Here is a 14,206-nt window from a genome sequence, read left to right on the forward strand (position 1 = left end):
ACCGGCGGTGGCCGGAGCACGTTACTTTCTTTTGCTTCGCCAAAAGAAAGTAACCAAAGAAAAGGCGACCCCTGCGACGGCGCTCGCTGCGCGAGTTCCCTGTGCTTCTCGCAAGTCGCGGCTGGCTCGCGTGTTCGGCCTGCGGCCTACCGCTTCGCCTTGATCGCCGCGCCTTGCTGCGATGCTCGGCGCAGTCAAAGGGGGCTCAACGTCAAAAGCAACCCCAACCCCAACCCCAACCCCAACCCCGAAAATCAACGACAACGGCACCCAGGGTTCATCCGTATGCAAGAATGACGCCCTTGCCTCACCACCTCGGCATTCCGGCGCAGGCCGGAATCCAGTGTCAAAACACTGCGCCGTCAGGCGCTAAAACTGCCATCCCTTTCCCGCCCCAAAAAGAAAAACGCCCTGTATGCATCGGCATACAAGGCGTCGTCCAGCCTCTGGCAAGGCATTGCGCTTTTACATCTCAGCCTACGCGTTTGGCGGCGACCATGTTGCCGGGCTTGAGGCGTTTGAAGGCATTGCCGTCGCGGTCAAAGACGTGGAAGGCGGCCGACGGGGCGGAGATGTTGATGGTGTCGCCAATGTTCACTTCACGGTCGCCATGGCCGCGTACGGTGAGGTCCTGGCCGGTGGAGAGGGTGAGGTACAGGAAGTTGGATTCGCCCAGGTGTTCGACCAGGTTCACGGTGCCAGAGAAGCGTTCGCTGCCGTTGCTGTCTTCCCACAGGTGCTCGGCGCGGATGCCGACGGTGACGCGGTCGCCCACGGTGGCGGTGCTGCCGTCTACGTCGGCGCGCACGTTCTGGCCGCCGGCGAGGGTGACGATCAGATGATCTGCGGCGGCGCTTTCGACGACGCCTTCAAGCAGGTTCATCTTGGGCGAGCCGATAAACGTGGCGACGAACAGGTTGGCGGGCTGTTGGTACAGTTCCAGCGGCGAGCCGGCTTGCTGGATCAGGCCGTCGTGCATGACCACGATCTTGTCGCCCAGGGTCATGGCTTCGACCTGGTCGTGCGTGACGTAAACAATAGTGGCTTCCAGTTCGCGGTGCAGCTTGGCGATTTCCAGACGGGTCTGGACGCGCAGGGCGGCGTCGAGGTTGGAGAGCGGTTCGTCGAACAGGAACAGTTTGGGTTCACGCACAATGGCGCGGCCAATGGCCACGCGCTGACGCTGACCGCCGGAGAGTTCGCGCGGCAGGCGTTCGAGCAGGTGATCAATCTTGAGGATCTTGGCGGCGTTGCGGATGCGGGTGTCGGCTTCGTCTTTGGATTTGCCGGCCACTTTCAGGCCAAACGCCATGTTCTTGTACACATTCATGTGCGGGTAGAGCGCGTAGCTCTGGAACACCATGGCAATGCCGCGCAGGGCCGGGGGCAGGTCGTTCACGCGGGCGTGGTCGATCTCCAGATCGCCACCGGTGATTTCTTCCAGACCGCAGACCATGCGCAATAGCGTGGACTTGCCGCAGCCGGACGGGCCGACCAGCACGACGAATTCGCCGTCGTTGATTTCCAGGTTGATCCCGGACAGCACATTGGTTTTGCCGTCGTAGGATTTGGTCAGGTTTTTCAGTGATACATGAGACATCTTGTTTGCTCCCATTAGTCGCAAACGGTGAGGAGTGAGGTGAGAGGGGTGAGGTGTAACCCCGAAAACCTTTGATACTCGACCGTTTACGATATGAATTCTGTTTTGTTGGCTGCGGTGGTGGGTTGTCGCTTTGCGCCGAACCCACCCTACGGCACCTGGTGCGCCGGGGCGGGCTTTTACACCTCACCCCTCACACATCTCTCCTCACTGCGCCGTCATTTGACGGCGCCGGCGGTAATGCCGCGGATCAACTGGCGTGAGAAGAACACATACATCACCAGCACCGGCAGCACGGCCAGGGTCAGCGAGGCCAGCACGGCGTTCCAGTTGGTCACGTACTGACCAATGAACTGCTGCACGCCCAGCGTGACGGTCTGGGTAGAGTCACCCGGCGCCAGAATCAGCGGGAACCACAAGTCGTTCCAGATCGGCACCATGGTGAACACGGCAACGGTGGCCACGGCCGGGCGGATCAGCGGCAGGATCACCTGGAAGAAAATCTTGAATTCGCCCACGCCATCGCAGCGGGCGGCTTCTTTCAGTTCCTTGGGGATCTGCTGCATGAATTCCGACAAAATCATGATCGCCAGCGGCAGGCCTTGCGCCACGTACACCAGGATCAGCGCGGTCAGCGTGTTCACCAGGCTCAGGCTCACCATCAGTTTCAGAATCGACACCGTACCCAGGCGAATCGGCACCATGATGCCGAAGGCAAAGAACAGAGCCAGAATCCGGCTGCCCTTGAACTTGTATTCAGACAGCGCCCAGGCCGCCATCGCGCCAAACAGCAAGATCAGCACCAGCGAGGTGATGGTGACGATCAGGCTGTTGCCGAAGTACAGCGTGAAGTGCGATTCATGCAGCACTTTCTGGAAACCGATCAACGAGAACGTCTCGCTGGTCGGCAGGGCCAGCGGGTTATCAAAGATCGCCCCGCGGCTTTTGAACGAGTTGATGATGATCAGCGCGATCGGAAACAGCGCCAGGATCGTATAACCGGCCAGGACCACCTGGGTCAGACCGGCACCCAGGAATCGGGAAGCTTTATGTTGCGACATGTGTGGTGGCCTCCCTTTTAGAAACTGAAGCGTTGCAGCTTGCGCTGGATAAAGTAGAAGTACACGCCCACGCCCAGCAGGATCACCAGGAACATCAGCGTGGCCACGGCAGCACCCATGGTCGGGCTGCCAATCTGGCTTTGATAGCCAAAGAAGGCGCGGTAGAAATAGGTGCCCAGAATATCGGTACTGAAGTTGGGGCCGGCCAGCGCGCCCTTGACTGAGTAAATCAGGTCAAATGCGTTGAAGTTGCCAACAAAGGTCAGGATAGTGGTCAGGCCCAGTGTCGGCAGGATCAGCGGTACGCGGATGGTCCAGAAAATGCGCCAGGCAGAGGCACCTTCCACATACGCGGCTTCAATGATCTCGTCCGGGATGGCAATCAGCGCGGCGTAGATCAGCATCATCGGGATACCAACGAACTGCCACACCGACATGGCCGACAAGGTAAACAGCGCGGTTTCTTCCTGACCCAGGAACGGCTGGAACAGGCTATCGAGGTGCACCAGGCTCAGAATGTGTTCTGACACGCCCCACAGCGGCGACAGAATCAGCTGCCAGATAAAGCCAATGATCACGACCGACAACAGCGTCGGCAGGAAGATGGCGGTCTGGTAGCCCTTGGCAAACTTCACGCCGCGCATCGACAACAGGGCCGCCAGCAGCAGACCCAGCGGGTTTTGCACGCACATGTGCACCAGGAAGAACTTGCAGTTGTTCTTCATGGCATTCCAGAAGCCTTCTGACCACAGCGGATCGAACAGCAGGGAATGATAGTTGGCCAGCCCGGCCCAGGTTTGCGAGCCGTTGTCGTTGGTGGTGAAGAACCCCAGTCGCAACGTGTCGATCAGCGGCCAGGCGCTGAATACGAGGTAAATCAGAAATGCCGGGGCCAGAAAGACCACGATATGCCAGGGAAACGAACGTTTCATGGCCTCTACTCCCTATGCACCGCCAGCAAAGCCATCCCGCCTTGTCACTCCGGCTGGCTGTACCGGATGTACTCACTGCGTCGGGGCGTCGCGGCAGAACGGCTTTGCTGGCGATGCTTGTTATTCGTACGGCGTTACCGGCCCGTCAGATGCGAGCCTGAAAACAACCAAAAAAAACGCCGGCGGCGAACCGCCGGCCTAACTCACAGTCGAGGGTATGGAGAGGAAGAACAACTCACTACTACACCAGGCAGCCGACAAGTCTTTCGCGTCTCCGTCGCGTCAAACCGGGCTCAGTTCATGGGAACCCTGCCACTCGGCCGCCTGAATACTGCAAGCGCTAGCTCATTACTGAGCCGGCTTGTACCACTTGGCCAGACCGGACTGCAGACGTGCAGCGCCATCCTTCGGCGACAGCTTGCCGTTGATGACTTGCGAGTTCACGTTCCACAGTTCGTTTTCCAGGTTCGGCGTGCCACGGTTCAGGATCTGCGCGTTCACACGGATGGTGGAACCGCAGCTCTTGCGCCAGTCGATGAATTCCTTGGCAACCGGATCCTTCACGGCGATCAGGTGGTTGGACAGGCTGAAGAAGCCAGTGACCTTGTTGGTGTACAGATCAGCAAATTCCTGCGAACCGAGCCACTCTACGAACTTGTAGGCGTCTTCCTTGTTCTTGGACTTGCTGTTCACGCCCATGCCCAGATCGGTATGGTCAGAGATGTAGCACTTGTCGCCAGCTTTCGGGACCGGGGGCGGGAACGCGCCCAGTTCGAAACCGGCGGCGTTCTGGTTGTAGTAACCAATGTCCCACGAGCCAGCAGCCACCACGGCAGCCTTGCCGGAGGCGAACAGGTTCTGGGTATCCGGGTAGGTTTGAGCGCTGTAGCCCTTGGCCAGGTACGGTGCGTACTTGGCTTCGATTTCCAGCGGTTGTTCAAAGGCCGGGTCAGTGAACTTGGCCTTGCCAGCGATCAACGCCTTGCGGCCTTCTTCACCCTTCCAGTACGGTGCGCCGATGCTGGTGTAAACGATCTGCGAGGATTCCCACTGATCGTTGGTACCCAGGGCCATCGGGGTGTACTTGCCGGAAGCCTTCACCTTGTCGAGCATCTTGAAGAAGTCGTCGGTGGTCTTCGGCTCGGTCAGGCCCAGTTCCTTGAAAATCTTTTTGTTGTACAGGAAGCCGTGGATAACGGATGCGATCGGCTCGCAGAAGGTATCCTTGCCATCGTCGGTTTCCCAGGCCACCTTGGCCGAGGCCGGGAAGTTTTCCAGACCCTTCTTGCCGTTCAGCTTTTCCAGGTAACCCTTCTTGTACAGGTCCAGCGACTTGTCGAACGGACGGCAGGTGATCAGGTCACCGGCAGTGCCGCCAGTCAGGCGTGCGTTCAGGCTGGAGTCGTATTCGGTCGGGGCGGTCGGGGCAAACTTGATCTGGATGTTCGGGTAGTGCTTCTGGAAAGCCGGGATCAGTACTTCTTCCCACAGGCCTTTGTCGTCGGTACGCCAGCTTTCGATGGTCAGGGTGCCCGCTTGTGCAGCACCTGCAGCCAACAGCGCAGCCACCAGGGCGCCACGCATGATGTTCTTGCCTTGCATCGGTCGATCTCCTCAGGTTTACCCCTGTTTAAAAGTTTTGCTGGGGGCATGGCCAGGAAATTAGCATTCACCTTTGCGTGACACAAAAACTGCTTGTGTTCATTGGCAAAAAACAAATAACATATTGATTATTATGTGAAAAATAACAAATCAGTCAGCTTGGGGTGTTACCTTTCATTACATTCTGGTGACCCCTTGCAAGGGCAATGACTGCAACAATCAAGGATTGCCCGCGGGATGACCCCGCAGGGCGCAGATAGAGACCGCAAGTAATCGCAATCTTTCTTTACAAAACAGGTTGCTACGTTACGTTATTCTGCGGCGAAAAAAACACGGGGCGAGCTTGATGGATACAAGCAAGATCCTGGCGCGTTGGGGGAGATGCATGCGCATGCGGCAAGCAATGTGGGGTTTGCTGCTGGGTGCGCTATGTGTGGGGGCCCCGGCCCGGGCGCAAGAAACGGTAGATGTACTGCATTGGTGGACGTCTGCCAGTGAACGCCATGCCGCAGATTACCTGGCTGATCGCCTGCAGGATGAAGGCGTGACCTGGCAAGATGCCGCCATCCCTGGCGGCGCTGGTGTGGGCGCCATGAAGGTGCTCAAAAGCCGCGTGCTGTCGGGCAAAGCGCCGGATGCCGCCCAGCTGATCGGCCCGGCCATTTCAGAATGGGCCGACCTTGGCCTGTTGCTGGAACTGGACAACGTGGCCCGGCGCGCCAACTGGAGCGACAAACTGTTTCCCACGGTGGCCAGTGTCATCCGCATGCGCGGGCATGTGGTCGCGGCGCCGCTGGGCATTCATCGCATCAACACGCTGTTTTACAACCAGGCCATTTTCACAAAGTTGGGCCTGGCTGCGCCGCGCAGCTGGCCCGAGTTTGAACGGACGGCCGATGCGATCTCCCGCGCGGGTTACACCCCGCTGGCGCAAAGCACCGAGTCCTGGCAGATTGCCACGCTGTTCGAAACGCTCTTGCTCTCTGAAACCGGCCCGGCCATGTATCGCGACCTGTTGGTTCGCCGCAACGCCAACGCCTGGTACGACGTCCGCGTAACGCGCGCGCTGGAGCGGTTGCGCCGCCTCAAGCACTGGATGCCGCAAAACCTGTCTGAACGCCCGTGGCAGGACGAAGCCGCTGACCTGGCGCGCGGCAAGGCCGCCATGTGGATCATGGGCGACTGGGGCAAGGGCGAGTTGCAGGCCATGGGCCTGACCCCGGGCGACCAGTTCGGCTGTACGGCGGTGCCTGGGACGGCCGACGCGCACTTATATAGTATTGATACGCTGGTCATGTTTACCGGGGATTACGCCAACCAGAGCGCCCAGGAAAAACTGGCGCAGATGGTAGCCTCTCCGGCCGTGCAGGCCGGTTACAACAAGATCAAGGGCTCCGTGCCGGTGCGCCGTGATGTAGACCCGTCTACGCTGGACCCGTGTGCGCGCCAGTCGTGGACCACCTTCGGGCGAGGCCAGGCGGTGCAGGCCCCGAGCCTGGTGCATCGCATGGCGACCGACGAGGCGCTCAAAGACGCCATCGTCAGCCTGATCCGTCGTTATTTTCTGGATGACCGCATTCCGACATCGGAACTGCAACGGCGCATTGCCGCAGTAATCCGGGCTTTGTCGCTGGAAGGAAACAGTTATGACTCGCAAGATACTGGTCGTTGATGATGACCAGAAAACCCGGGCGTTGTTGAAGGCGTACCTGGAAAAGAACCAGTATGAAGTGCGGCTGGCGCATGATGGTGCCAGCTTCATGACCGAGTTCGACCGTTACAAAGATGAACTGTCTCTGGTGATTCTGGATGTCATGCTGCCGGATACCGATGGCTTCGCCCTGTGCGGCCATATCCGCAAGCGCTCCAGCGTGCCGGTCATCATGCTGACCGCCAGTGCGGACGACACCGACCGTATTGTCGGGCTGGAACTGGGCGCGGACGATTATCTGGGCAAGCCCTACAACCCGCGCGAACTGCTGGCCCGCATCAAGGCCATTCACCGCCGCGCCGGGGTAGAAAACGGCGCGCCGGCCCGCTATTACCGCTTCAACGGCTTCACGCTTGATACCGTCGAGCGCACCTTGTCTGACCCGACTGGCGAAACCGTCAAACTGACCGGGCTGGATTTCCAGCTCTTGAAGTATCTGGTCGAACACCCCGGTGAAATTCTCGACCGCAGCGTGCTGGCTGAAGAAACCCGTGGCCGTGACCTGGGCCCGCTGGATCGCTCGCTGGATGTGCAGATCAGCCGCTTGCGCCAGCGCCTGCTGGATGACGGCAAGCAACCCGCACTGATCAAGACCGTGCGTGGCGCCGGTTACGTGTTCTCTGCCGAAGTGGCTGTCAGCCATGGGTGAGGGCGGGCGCCGCCGGCCGTGGTATGTGCGGCTGATTCCGTCCTCGCTGCTGGGCCGGCTGACCATTGTCATGGTGCTGGGCGTGCTGGTGACGCAAGTCGTCGGCAACCTGATCTGGGCCGGGGAAGTCCGCCAGAAAGTCACCACCGAAGCACTGGACGCCGGCGAGCACATTGGCGGCAGCGCCGCCGCCGCGCTGCGTTTTTTTCGCAGCCTGCCACCCAACTATCGCCCCATCCTGATCGACCAGTTGCGGGAAATGGGCGGCACGCGCTTTTTTGTCAGCGTGAACCACAACGAAGTGCCCATCCAGCGCATCAAGGGCTCGCCGCTGGCCGACGCCGTCTGCGCCCGCATTGTGGCGGTGCTGCACCGGGAATACGCCAAGCTGCTGGATTTCCAGGTCGGCTTTGCCTGGCCCGATGGCCTGCCCGTGGCGGACGACGGCGTCACGCTGGACGATCTGCCTGACGGCTGGGTGCAAAACACCCTGGTGGTCAAACCGCGCCCCGCGCCCATTCTGGTGATCCAGGCCGAAATCGAACCCGGCAACTGGCTGTATCTGGCCACCCTGATGCCAGACCCGTATTTCATGGAAAGCGACGAGCCGCTGGCGCGTGACCGCATCGTGCTGCTCTTGATCACCGTGGGCGTGGTGCTGTTGCTGTCGCTGTTGGTGGTGCGCTGGATGACCAAGCCGTTTGCCGCGCTCTCCAAGGCCGCCGATGCCTTCGGCCAGGGCATGCCCTCGGTGCCACTGCCCGAATCCGGCAGCCGCGAATACATCAAGACCGCCCGCGCTTTTAACGCCATGCGCGAGCGCACGCAGCGTTATCTGGAAGATCGCGAGCGCCTGTTCACGTCGATCTCTCACGATTTGCGCACGCCGATCACCCGCCTGAAACTGCGCACCGAAATGCTGGACGACGACCAGACCCGGGCGGAGTTTCACGAAGACCTGGATGATCTGGATGTCATGGTGAAAGGCGCGCTGCAAAGCGTGAAAGACACCGATATCCACGAAAACCCGGTGCAGATCCGCCTGGACAAGCTGATCGAACGCCTCGTCAACGGTGCGCAAATGGCCGGCAAGGACGCCACCTTCGCCGGCGGCCCGGTCTCTGTCTTCGCCCGCCCGCTGGCGCTTAAACGCGCAGTCGGCAACCTGCTGGATAACGCCCTGTTTTACGGCAACCGCGCCGAGGTGCTGGTGACGCAGACCGATGAGCAAGTCGAACTCACCATCCGCGATTACGGCCCCGGTGTGCCTGAAGAAGCGCTGCCGTCTTTGTTCCAGCCGTATGTGCGGCTGGAGCACGGGCGGGCGTCCAACAGCGCCGGCATGGGGTTGGGGCTGGGGATTACGCGCAATATTGTGCACGCGCATGGTGGGGATTTGCTGCTGGCCAATCACCCGCGGGGTGGGCTTGTGGCTACGATTTTGCTGCCGCGCGGGAAGGGGAAGGCGATGGTGGCGGTGGATGAGGCGGTGTATTAGCGGTGCGAGTTGTTTGTTGCTTGTCGGGTGTGGTTTGTTGGCTTGGTGTCGGGTTGGTTGATTGGTTGGTGTGGGGGTGGATCGGGGGAGGTAGTGGAATCTGCCTTGGCTGTTGTTTGAAACCTGAACTGTTTGTTAGCGCCTGACGGCGCGGTGTTTTGATACCGGCGGTGGCCGGAGCACGTTACTTTCTTTTGCTTCGCCAAAAGAAAGTAACCAAAGAAAAGGCGACCCCTGCGACTGCGCCCTTCGGGTTCCCTGTGCTTCTCGCGAAGTCCGGCTGGCTCCAGGGAACTCGCTACGCTCAAACACCCCTCCGCCGCAACCCCGGACTTCGCTGCGATGCTCGGCGCTGCCGGAGGGGAGGCACGTCAAAAGCAACCCCAACAGCAACCCCGCAAACGGTCTGTAGGCAAAGATGATTTACCTTGCCCACCACTTCGTCATTCCGGCGGAGGCCGGAATCCAGTCCGCAGCCCAATGGGCTGCTTGCGGTGGAATACCACTTCAGTTCGAATTCACTCTCAACAGCGTGCATGCATTGCAGCTGGATTCCGGCTCAAGGCCGGAATGACGAGCCTGTGGGATGCATGTTGAACTGGCCGTTGCCGTTGCCGTTGCCGTTGCCGTTGCCGTTGCCGTTGCCGTTGCCGTTGCCGTTGCCGTTGCCGTTGCCGTTGCCGTTGCCGTTGCTTCTGGTTTTGTTGTTGTTTTTGACTTTGGGCCCCTTAAGGAGCGCCGAGCATCGCAGGGAAGTCCGGGGTTTCGGCGAAGGGGTGTTTGAGGGCTTTAGCCCGAGTTTCCGTAGCCAGCCGGACTTCACGAGAAGCGCAGGGGACCCGCGCAGCGGGCGTTCCCCCGGGGTCGCCTTTTCTTTGCCCACTTTCTTTGGGGCCGCCGAGGCTGGCGATCCAAAAGAAAGTACCGTGCTCCGGGCACCCCCGGTATGTAAACAGCCGCGCCGCAGGCGCTAACAGGTGTTCAAGGTTTTCCAGCTTCGTGCACCCAAAATCCCTCGCGCGAACCGCGCCGGTTCCCCCTCAACCTCACCCTCCATCGCGCCCCATGCGGCAACGCGGTATCATTGCGCCTTTGAACGCTCGCACTGCCACCCAGTGCAGAAAAAGGAATACCTGCATGGCCGGACTGACTTCTTCCAGCGCAACCCCGGTGGAAATCCGCTTGCACCGCGCGTCGCGCGAGCTGGAGGTGGCGTTTGATGACGGCCAGCGCTTTGTTCTGCCGTGTGAATACCTGCGCGTATCCAGCCCGTCGGCTGAAGTCCAGGGACATGGCGTGGGGCAGGGTGTTTTGCAGACGGGCAAGCGCAATGTCGCCATTACGGCCATCGAGCCCGTGGGCAACTATGCTGTGAAACTGGTCTTTGATGATGGCCATGATTCCGGCCTGTATTCCTGGGCGTACCTGTACGAGCTGGGCGCAGAGCATGCCACGCGCTGGCAAACCTATCTGAACGATCTGGCCGCCGCCGGCGCCAGTCGCGACCCGCAATGAATTGACAAGACTGTGAGCACGCTATGAGCGATAACACCACGCACTTTGGTTACAAGACGGTCGACGAATCAGTCAAAGCCCAGAAAGTGGCCGAGGTTTTTCATTCCGTCGCGCAAAAATATGACGTGATGAATGACCTGATGTCCGCCGGTCTGCACCGCGCCTGGAAGTTCTTCACCATTGAAACCAGCGGTGCCAAACCCGGTGACAAGGTGCTCGATATCGCTGGCGGTACGGGCGATCTTTCCAAAGCGTTCTGCAAGAAGGTCGGCAAGACCGGCCAGGTGTGGCTGACCGATATCAACAGCTCCATGCTGGGCGTGGGTCGTGATCGTCTGCTTGATGCGGGCGTGGCGACGCCGGTGGCGCTGTGTGATGCGGAAAAACTGCCGTTCCCGGATAACTACTTCAACATCGTTTCGGTGGCGTTCGGCCTCAGAAACATGACGCACAAAGACGCGGCGCTCAAGGAGATGTACCGCGTGCTCAAGCCGGGTGGCCGTTTGCTGGTGCTGGAGTTCTCCAAGGTCTGGAGCCCGCTCAAGCCGGCTTACGATATCTACTCGTTCAAGCTGTTGCCGGTCATGGGCAAGCTGGTGGCCAATGATGCTGATTCTTACCAGTACCTGGCTGAATCCATCCGCATGCATCCGGACCAGGAAACCCTCAAGAGCATGATGTTTGATGCCGGGTTTGCCAAAGTGGACTATCACAACATGTCTGCTGGTGTGGTTGCCCTGCATAAAGGGATCAAGATCTGATCTGCCCCGAATGGCCTGCCGCAAGGGCGGCAGGCGTTGTCATGTCCTGATTGATGAGGTCCGAGTTGATGCTTGCCACAATCCTGAACCGCATGCTGGCCCATGACGATGCCGCCCGCGCCGCGCTGGCGCCCTATCAGGGCCGGGTCATCCGCCTTGTGTTGCCGGTGCTGTCGGGTACGCTTTCGATCCAGCCTGATGGCACGTTTGCAACGGCGTCGGGCCTGGCTGAGGCCAGCATTCTGCTGTCGCCCACCTTTTTCACGACCTGGTTGTTCGATCGCGAAGCGGCCAGCAAGAAAGTGGGCCTGAATGGCGATGCCGAACTGGCCGCCGCCGTGGGGCAGGCCCTGGCCACACTGCGCTGGGACATGGCAGAAGAATTGTCGCAACTCGTCGGCGATGTTGCGGCCAACCGCATTACGTGGATTGCCGGCAAGATCGGCGGGATTCCTGGCGCCATCGGCTCGCGCCTTTTGATTGAACTCACCGAATACTGGCGTGATGAAGCACCGCTGGTGGTGACCAAACGGCACGTCGAAACCTTCTGCAGCGGCGTGGATGCGCTGCGTGATGATCTGGCCCGGCTGGAAGCGCGGCTGGAGCGCCTGACCGTCAAATCGTTCTGATGCCAGACAAGCGCCCCCCCGGTTTTTACTGATTACTGATTGATCAAACACGTTCCCGGCCAGGCAAAGGGAACGGGATAAATGGATACACATGCGGATATTCCGCCTTCTCAAGATTGCCCGTGTGGTCGTGCAGTACGGGCTGGATGAATTCCTGCTGGGCCACGAGCGTGTGCATGGCCTCTCCCGACTGGTCAACATCCTGTTTTTCTGGCGCCGGCTTGATCAACCGCGCGCGGTGCGCTTGCGGCTGGCGCTGGAAGCGCTGGGCCCGATCTTCGTCAAGTTCGGCCAGGTGCTCTCTACCCGGCGCGACCTGTTGCCGGCTGATATCGCAGATGAACTGGCGTTTTTGCAGGATCGCGTGCCGCCCTTTGGTGGCGATCTGGCAGTGCAAGTCATTGAAAGCAGCCTGAAGCGCCCCGTGGCCGAGCTTTACGCCACGTTTGACCGCACGCCGGTGGCATCGGCCTCCATCGCCCAGGTCCACCGTGCCACTTTGCCGGATGGTCGCAACGTGGCGGTCAAGGTGCTGCGGCCGGGCATTTTGCCGATCATTGAAAGCGATCTGGCGCTGTTGCGCGTCATGGCAGGCCTTGTCGAGCGCCTGTTTGCCGATGGCAAGCGCCTGCGCCCGAGAGAAGTCGTGGCGGAGTTCGACAAATATCTGCATGACGAACTCGATCTGATGATCGAAGCGGGCAATGCCTCGCAACTGCGGCGCAATTTCCTGGGTTCGGACATGCTGATCGTGCCGGAAGTCTTCTACGACTGGTGCTCGCGCCAGGTGCTGACGCTGGAATGGATGGATGGCATCCCGGTCGGCCGGGTAGATGAACTGCGCGCGGCGGGGATCGACCTGAAAAAACTTTCCGTCTATGGCGTGGAGATTTTCTTCACCCAGGTGTTCCGCGACGGGTTTTTCCATGCCGACATGCACCCGGGCAACATTTTTGTGGCGGCAGACAACCGCTATATCGCGCTGGATTTCGGCATTGTCGGCACGCTCTCTGAAGTCGACAAACAATACCTGGCGATCAATTTCCTGGCGTTCTTCAACCGCGACTATCACCGCGTCGCCGCCGCGCATATCGAGTCGGGCTGGGTGCCTAAAGAAACCCGGGTAGAAGAACTGGAAGCCGCGGTACGTACCGTTTGCGAGCCGATCTTCGACAAGCCGATCTCGCAAATCTCGTTCGGTCAGGTGCTGCTGCGCTTGTTTGAGACCTCGCGCCGCTTCAATGTCGAGATCCAGCCGCAACTGGTGCTGCTGCAAAAGACGCTGCTCAATATCGAAGGCCTGGGCCGCCAGCTTGATCCGGATCTGGACCTCTGGAAAACCGCCAAACCCTTCCTTGAGCGCTGGATGAACGAGCAGATTGGCTGGCGCGGGCTGTGGCGCAATATCAAGCATGAAGCGCCTTTGTGGGCGGCCATGCTGCCCACGCTGCCGCGCAAGCTTAATGATCTGGCCAACCAGAACACCACCGAATTGCTGGTGACCGGTTATCAGGGCCTGATGTGGGAGCAGAAAAAGCGCAACTGGCTGCTGGGCGTGATTGCCGTGCTGCTGGCGGCGCTGGTGGCTAGCCTGTGGTGGCACAGATGAACCCGGCGTTCGACGCGGCGGGCTGGTACGCACCGGCCAGAAAGGTGCCCAGCCCTAACTGCGACGCCCGTCCCGTCGATACACCGGTGGAGCTGCTGGTCATCCACAACATCAGCCTGCCGCCGGGCGAGTTTGGCGGCGATCTGGTCGAGCGCCTGTTCACCAATACCATCCCGGCCGATCATCCGCTGTTTGCCGATCTGGGCGCGCTGCGGGTCAGTGCCCACTTTCTGATCCGGCGTGATGGTCAGGTCGTGCAGTTTGTGTCCGTGCACGAGCGGGCCGCCCACGCCGGCGTGTCAGACTGGCAGGGGCGCGCGCGCTGCAATGATTTTTCGGTCGGCATCGAGCTGGAAGGCACCGACCACATCCCGTTTACCGACGCGCAATATGCCGCGTTGATTCCACTGGCTCAGGCTTTGGGGCAAACCTGCCCGCTGCGTGCCATAGTGGGACATAACGATATCGCTCCGCTGCGCAAGACAGACCCCGGGCCTTGCTTTGACTGGCAACGGGTCTATGTTGCGTTGCCGCACCTTGTAACCGGATAGTTCGGGGCTACAGCCGTAAGGCGGGGCTATAATCGCGGCGCTTGAGCTTTATAAATAAATGACCTGATCCAACATCAAGAGACTCCTG

Annotated in this window: 13 protein-coding genes; 8 read left to right on the forward strand and 5 right to left on the reverse strand. The window is 60.1% G+C overall.

Features of this window, described 5'->3' with window-relative positions; genetic code table 11:
* Window positions 1–472 precede the first annotated feature (472 nt).
* From IEX57_RS12960 to IEX57_RS12975, 4 genes are all read right to left on the reverse strand, one after another.
* Window positions 473–1,600 carry an ABC transporter ATP-binding protein gene (locus IEX57_RS12960; protein ID WP_188704773.1) on the reverse strand — a complete coding sequence of 376 codons (1,128 nt, stop codon included), beginning with the start codon at window positions 1,598–1,600 and terminating at the stop codon, window positions 473–475.
* A 218-nt stretch (window positions 1,601–1,818) separates the two neighbouring features.
* Entirely contained in the window at window positions 1,819–2,661 is an 843-nt protein-coding gene (locus tag IEX57_RS12965; protein ID WP_188704774.1) for a carbohydrate ABC transporter permease, read from the reverse strand.
* 17 nt (window positions 2,662–2,678) lie between these two features.
* Window positions 2,679–3,593, reverse strand: coding sequence for a carbohydrate ABC transporter permease (locus IEX57_RS12970; protein WP_188704775.1), 915 nt, complete (start codon window positions 3,591–3,593; stop codon window positions 2,679–2,681).
* A 348-nt stretch (window positions 3,594–3,941) separates the two neighbouring features.
* A complete protein-coding gene (locus tag IEX57_RS12975; RefSeq protein ID WP_188704776.1) occupies window positions 3,942–5,195 on the reverse strand; it encodes an ABC transporter substrate-binding protein in 1,254 nt (417 codons plus the stop codon).
* A 391-nt stretch (window positions 5,196–5,586) separates the two neighbouring features.
* Here IEX57_RS12975 and IEX57_RS12980 point away from each other — a divergent pair, with 391 nt between their 5' ends.
* Genes IEX57_RS12980 through IEX57_RS12990 form a run of 3 tightly spaced genes read left to right on the forward strand, consistent with a single transcriptional unit; the run spans window position 5,587 to window position 9,053 of the window.
* Window positions 5,587–6,867, forward strand: a complete 1,281-nt coding sequence (locus IEX57_RS12980) for an ABC transporter substrate-binding protein (protein WP_229709012.1) — start codon at window positions 5,587–5,589, stop codon at window positions 6,865–6,867.
* Window positions 6,842–7,555: a response regulator gene (locus IEX57_RS12985; protein ID WP_188704777.1), complete on the forward strand. Its 714-nt coding sequence runs from the start codon at window positions 6,842–6,844 to the stop codon at window positions 7,553–7,555. The genes IEX57_RS12980 and IEX57_RS12985 overlap by 26 nt, the downstream gene beginning before the upstream one ends.
* Window positions 7,548–9,053 carry an ATP-binding protein gene (locus IEX57_RS12990; RefSeq protein WP_188704778.1) on the forward strand — a complete coding sequence of 502 codons (1,506 nt, stop codon included), beginning with the start codon at window positions 7,548–7,550 and terminating at the stop codon, window positions 9,051–9,053. Before IEX57_RS12985 ends, IEX57_RS12990 begins: the two co-directional genes overlap by 8 nt.
* Before the next feature lie 559 nt (window positions 9,054–9,612).
* On the opposite strand, the gene IEX57_RS12995 is transcribed toward IEX57_RS12990, so the two are convergent.
* Window positions 9,613–9,876 (reverse strand): hypothetical protein, encoded by a 264-nt coding sequence (locus tag IEX57_RS12995; RefSeq protein ID WP_188704779.1) that lies wholly within the window; start codon window positions 9,874–9,876, stop codon window positions 9,613–9,615.
* 314 nt (window positions 9,877–10,190) lie between these two features.
* Between IEX57_RS12995 and IEX57_RS13000 the strand changes: the two genes are divergently transcribed.
* From IEX57_RS13000 to ampD, 5 genes are all read left to right on the forward strand, one after another.
* Window positions 10,191–10,568 (forward strand): gamma-butyrobetaine hydroxylase family protein, encoded by a 378-nt coding sequence (locus tag IEX57_RS13000; protein ID WP_188704780.1) that lies wholly within the window; start codon window positions 10,191–10,193, stop codon window positions 10,566–10,568.
* 23 nt (window positions 10,569–10,591) lie between these two features.
* On the forward strand, window positions 10,592–11,329 hold the full coding sequence (gene ubiE / locus IEX57_RS13005; RefSeq protein ID WP_188704781.1) for a bifunctional demethylmenaquinone methyltransferase/2-methoxy-6-polyprenyl-1,4-benzoquinol methylase UbiE: 738 nt from the start codon (window positions 10,592–10,594) through the stop codon (window positions 11,327–11,329).
* A gap of 68 nt (window positions 11,330–11,397) precedes the next feature.
* Window positions 11,398–11,958 carry a ubiquinone biosynthesis accessory factor UbiJ gene (locus IEX57_RS13010; protein WP_188704782.1) on the forward strand — a complete coding sequence of 187 codons (561 nt, stop codon included), beginning with the start codon at window positions 11,398–11,400 and terminating at the stop codon, window positions 11,956–11,958.
* 91 nt (window positions 11,959–12,049) lie between these two features.
* The gene (gene ubiB, locus IEX57_RS13015; protein ID WP_188704783.1) at window positions 12,050–13,567 is read left to right on the forward strand and encodes a ubiquinone biosynthesis regulatory protein kinase UbiB; all 1,518 of its coding nucleotides are present in this window, start codon (window positions 12,050–12,052) and stop codon (window positions 13,565–13,567) included.
* Window positions 13,564–14,118, forward strand: coding sequence for a 1,6-anhydro-N-acetylmuramyl-L-alanine amidase AmpD (ampD, locus tag IEX57_RS13020; protein ID WP_188704784.1), 555 nt, complete (start codon window positions 13,564–13,566; stop codon window positions 14,116–14,118). The genes ubiB and ampD overlap by 4 nt, the downstream gene beginning before the upstream one ends.
* Window positions 14,119–14,206: the final 88 nt, after the last annotated feature.

Origin of the sequence: Silvimonas iriomotensis, assembly GCF_014645535.1 — a bacterium.
GTDB lineage: Bacteria > Pseudomonadota > Gammaproteobacteria > Burkholderiales > Chitinibacteraceae > Silvimonas > Silvimonas iriomotensis.

Coding starts and splice junctions, on each gene's coding strand:
- ampD (WP_188704784.1), top strand. CDS start 13,564: ATGAACCCGGCGTTCGACGCGGCGGGCTGGTACGCACCGGCCAGAAAG.
- ubiB (WP_188704783.1), top strand. CDS start 12,050: ATGCGGATATTCCGCCTTCTCAAGATTGCCCGTGTGGTCGTGCAGTAC.
- IEX57_RS13000 (WP_188704780.1), top strand. CDS start 10,191: ATGGCCGGACTGACTTCTTCCAGCGCAACCCCGGTGGAAATCCGCTTG.
- IEX57_RS13010 (WP_188704782.1), top strand. CDS start 11,398: ATGCTTGCCACAATCCTGAACCGCATGCTGGCCCATGACGATGCCGCC.
- IEX57_RS12960 (WP_188704773.1), bottom strand. CDS start 1,600: ATGTCTCATGTATCACTGAAAAACCTGACCAAATCCTACGACGGCAAA.
- IEX57_RS12965 (WP_188704774.1), bottom strand. CDS start 2,661: ATGTCGCAACATAAAGCTTCCCGATTCCTGGGTGCCGGTCTGACCCAG.
- IEX57_RS12985 (WP_188704777.1), top strand. CDS start 6,842: ATGACTCGCAAGATACTGGTCGTTGATGATGACCAGAAAACCCGGGCG.
- IEX57_RS12970 (WP_188704775.1), bottom strand. CDS start 3,593: ATGAAACGTTCGTTTCCCTGGCATATCGTGGTCTTTCTGGCCCCGGCA.
- ubiE (WP_188704781.1), top strand. CDS start 10,592: ATGAGCGATAACACCACGCACTTTGGTTACAAGACGGTCGACGAATCA.
- IEX57_RS12975 (WP_188704776.1), bottom strand. CDS start 5,195: ATGCAAGGCAAGAACATCATGCGTGGCGCCCTGGTGGCTGCGCTGTTG.
- IEX57_RS12990 (WP_188704778.1), top strand. CDS start 7,548: ATGGGTGAGGGCGGGCGCCGCCGGCCGTGGTATGTGCGGCTGATTCCG.
- IEX57_RS12980 (WP_229709012.1), top strand. CDS start 5,587: ATGCGGCAAGCAATGTGGGGTTTGCTGCTGGGTGCGCTATGTGTGGGG.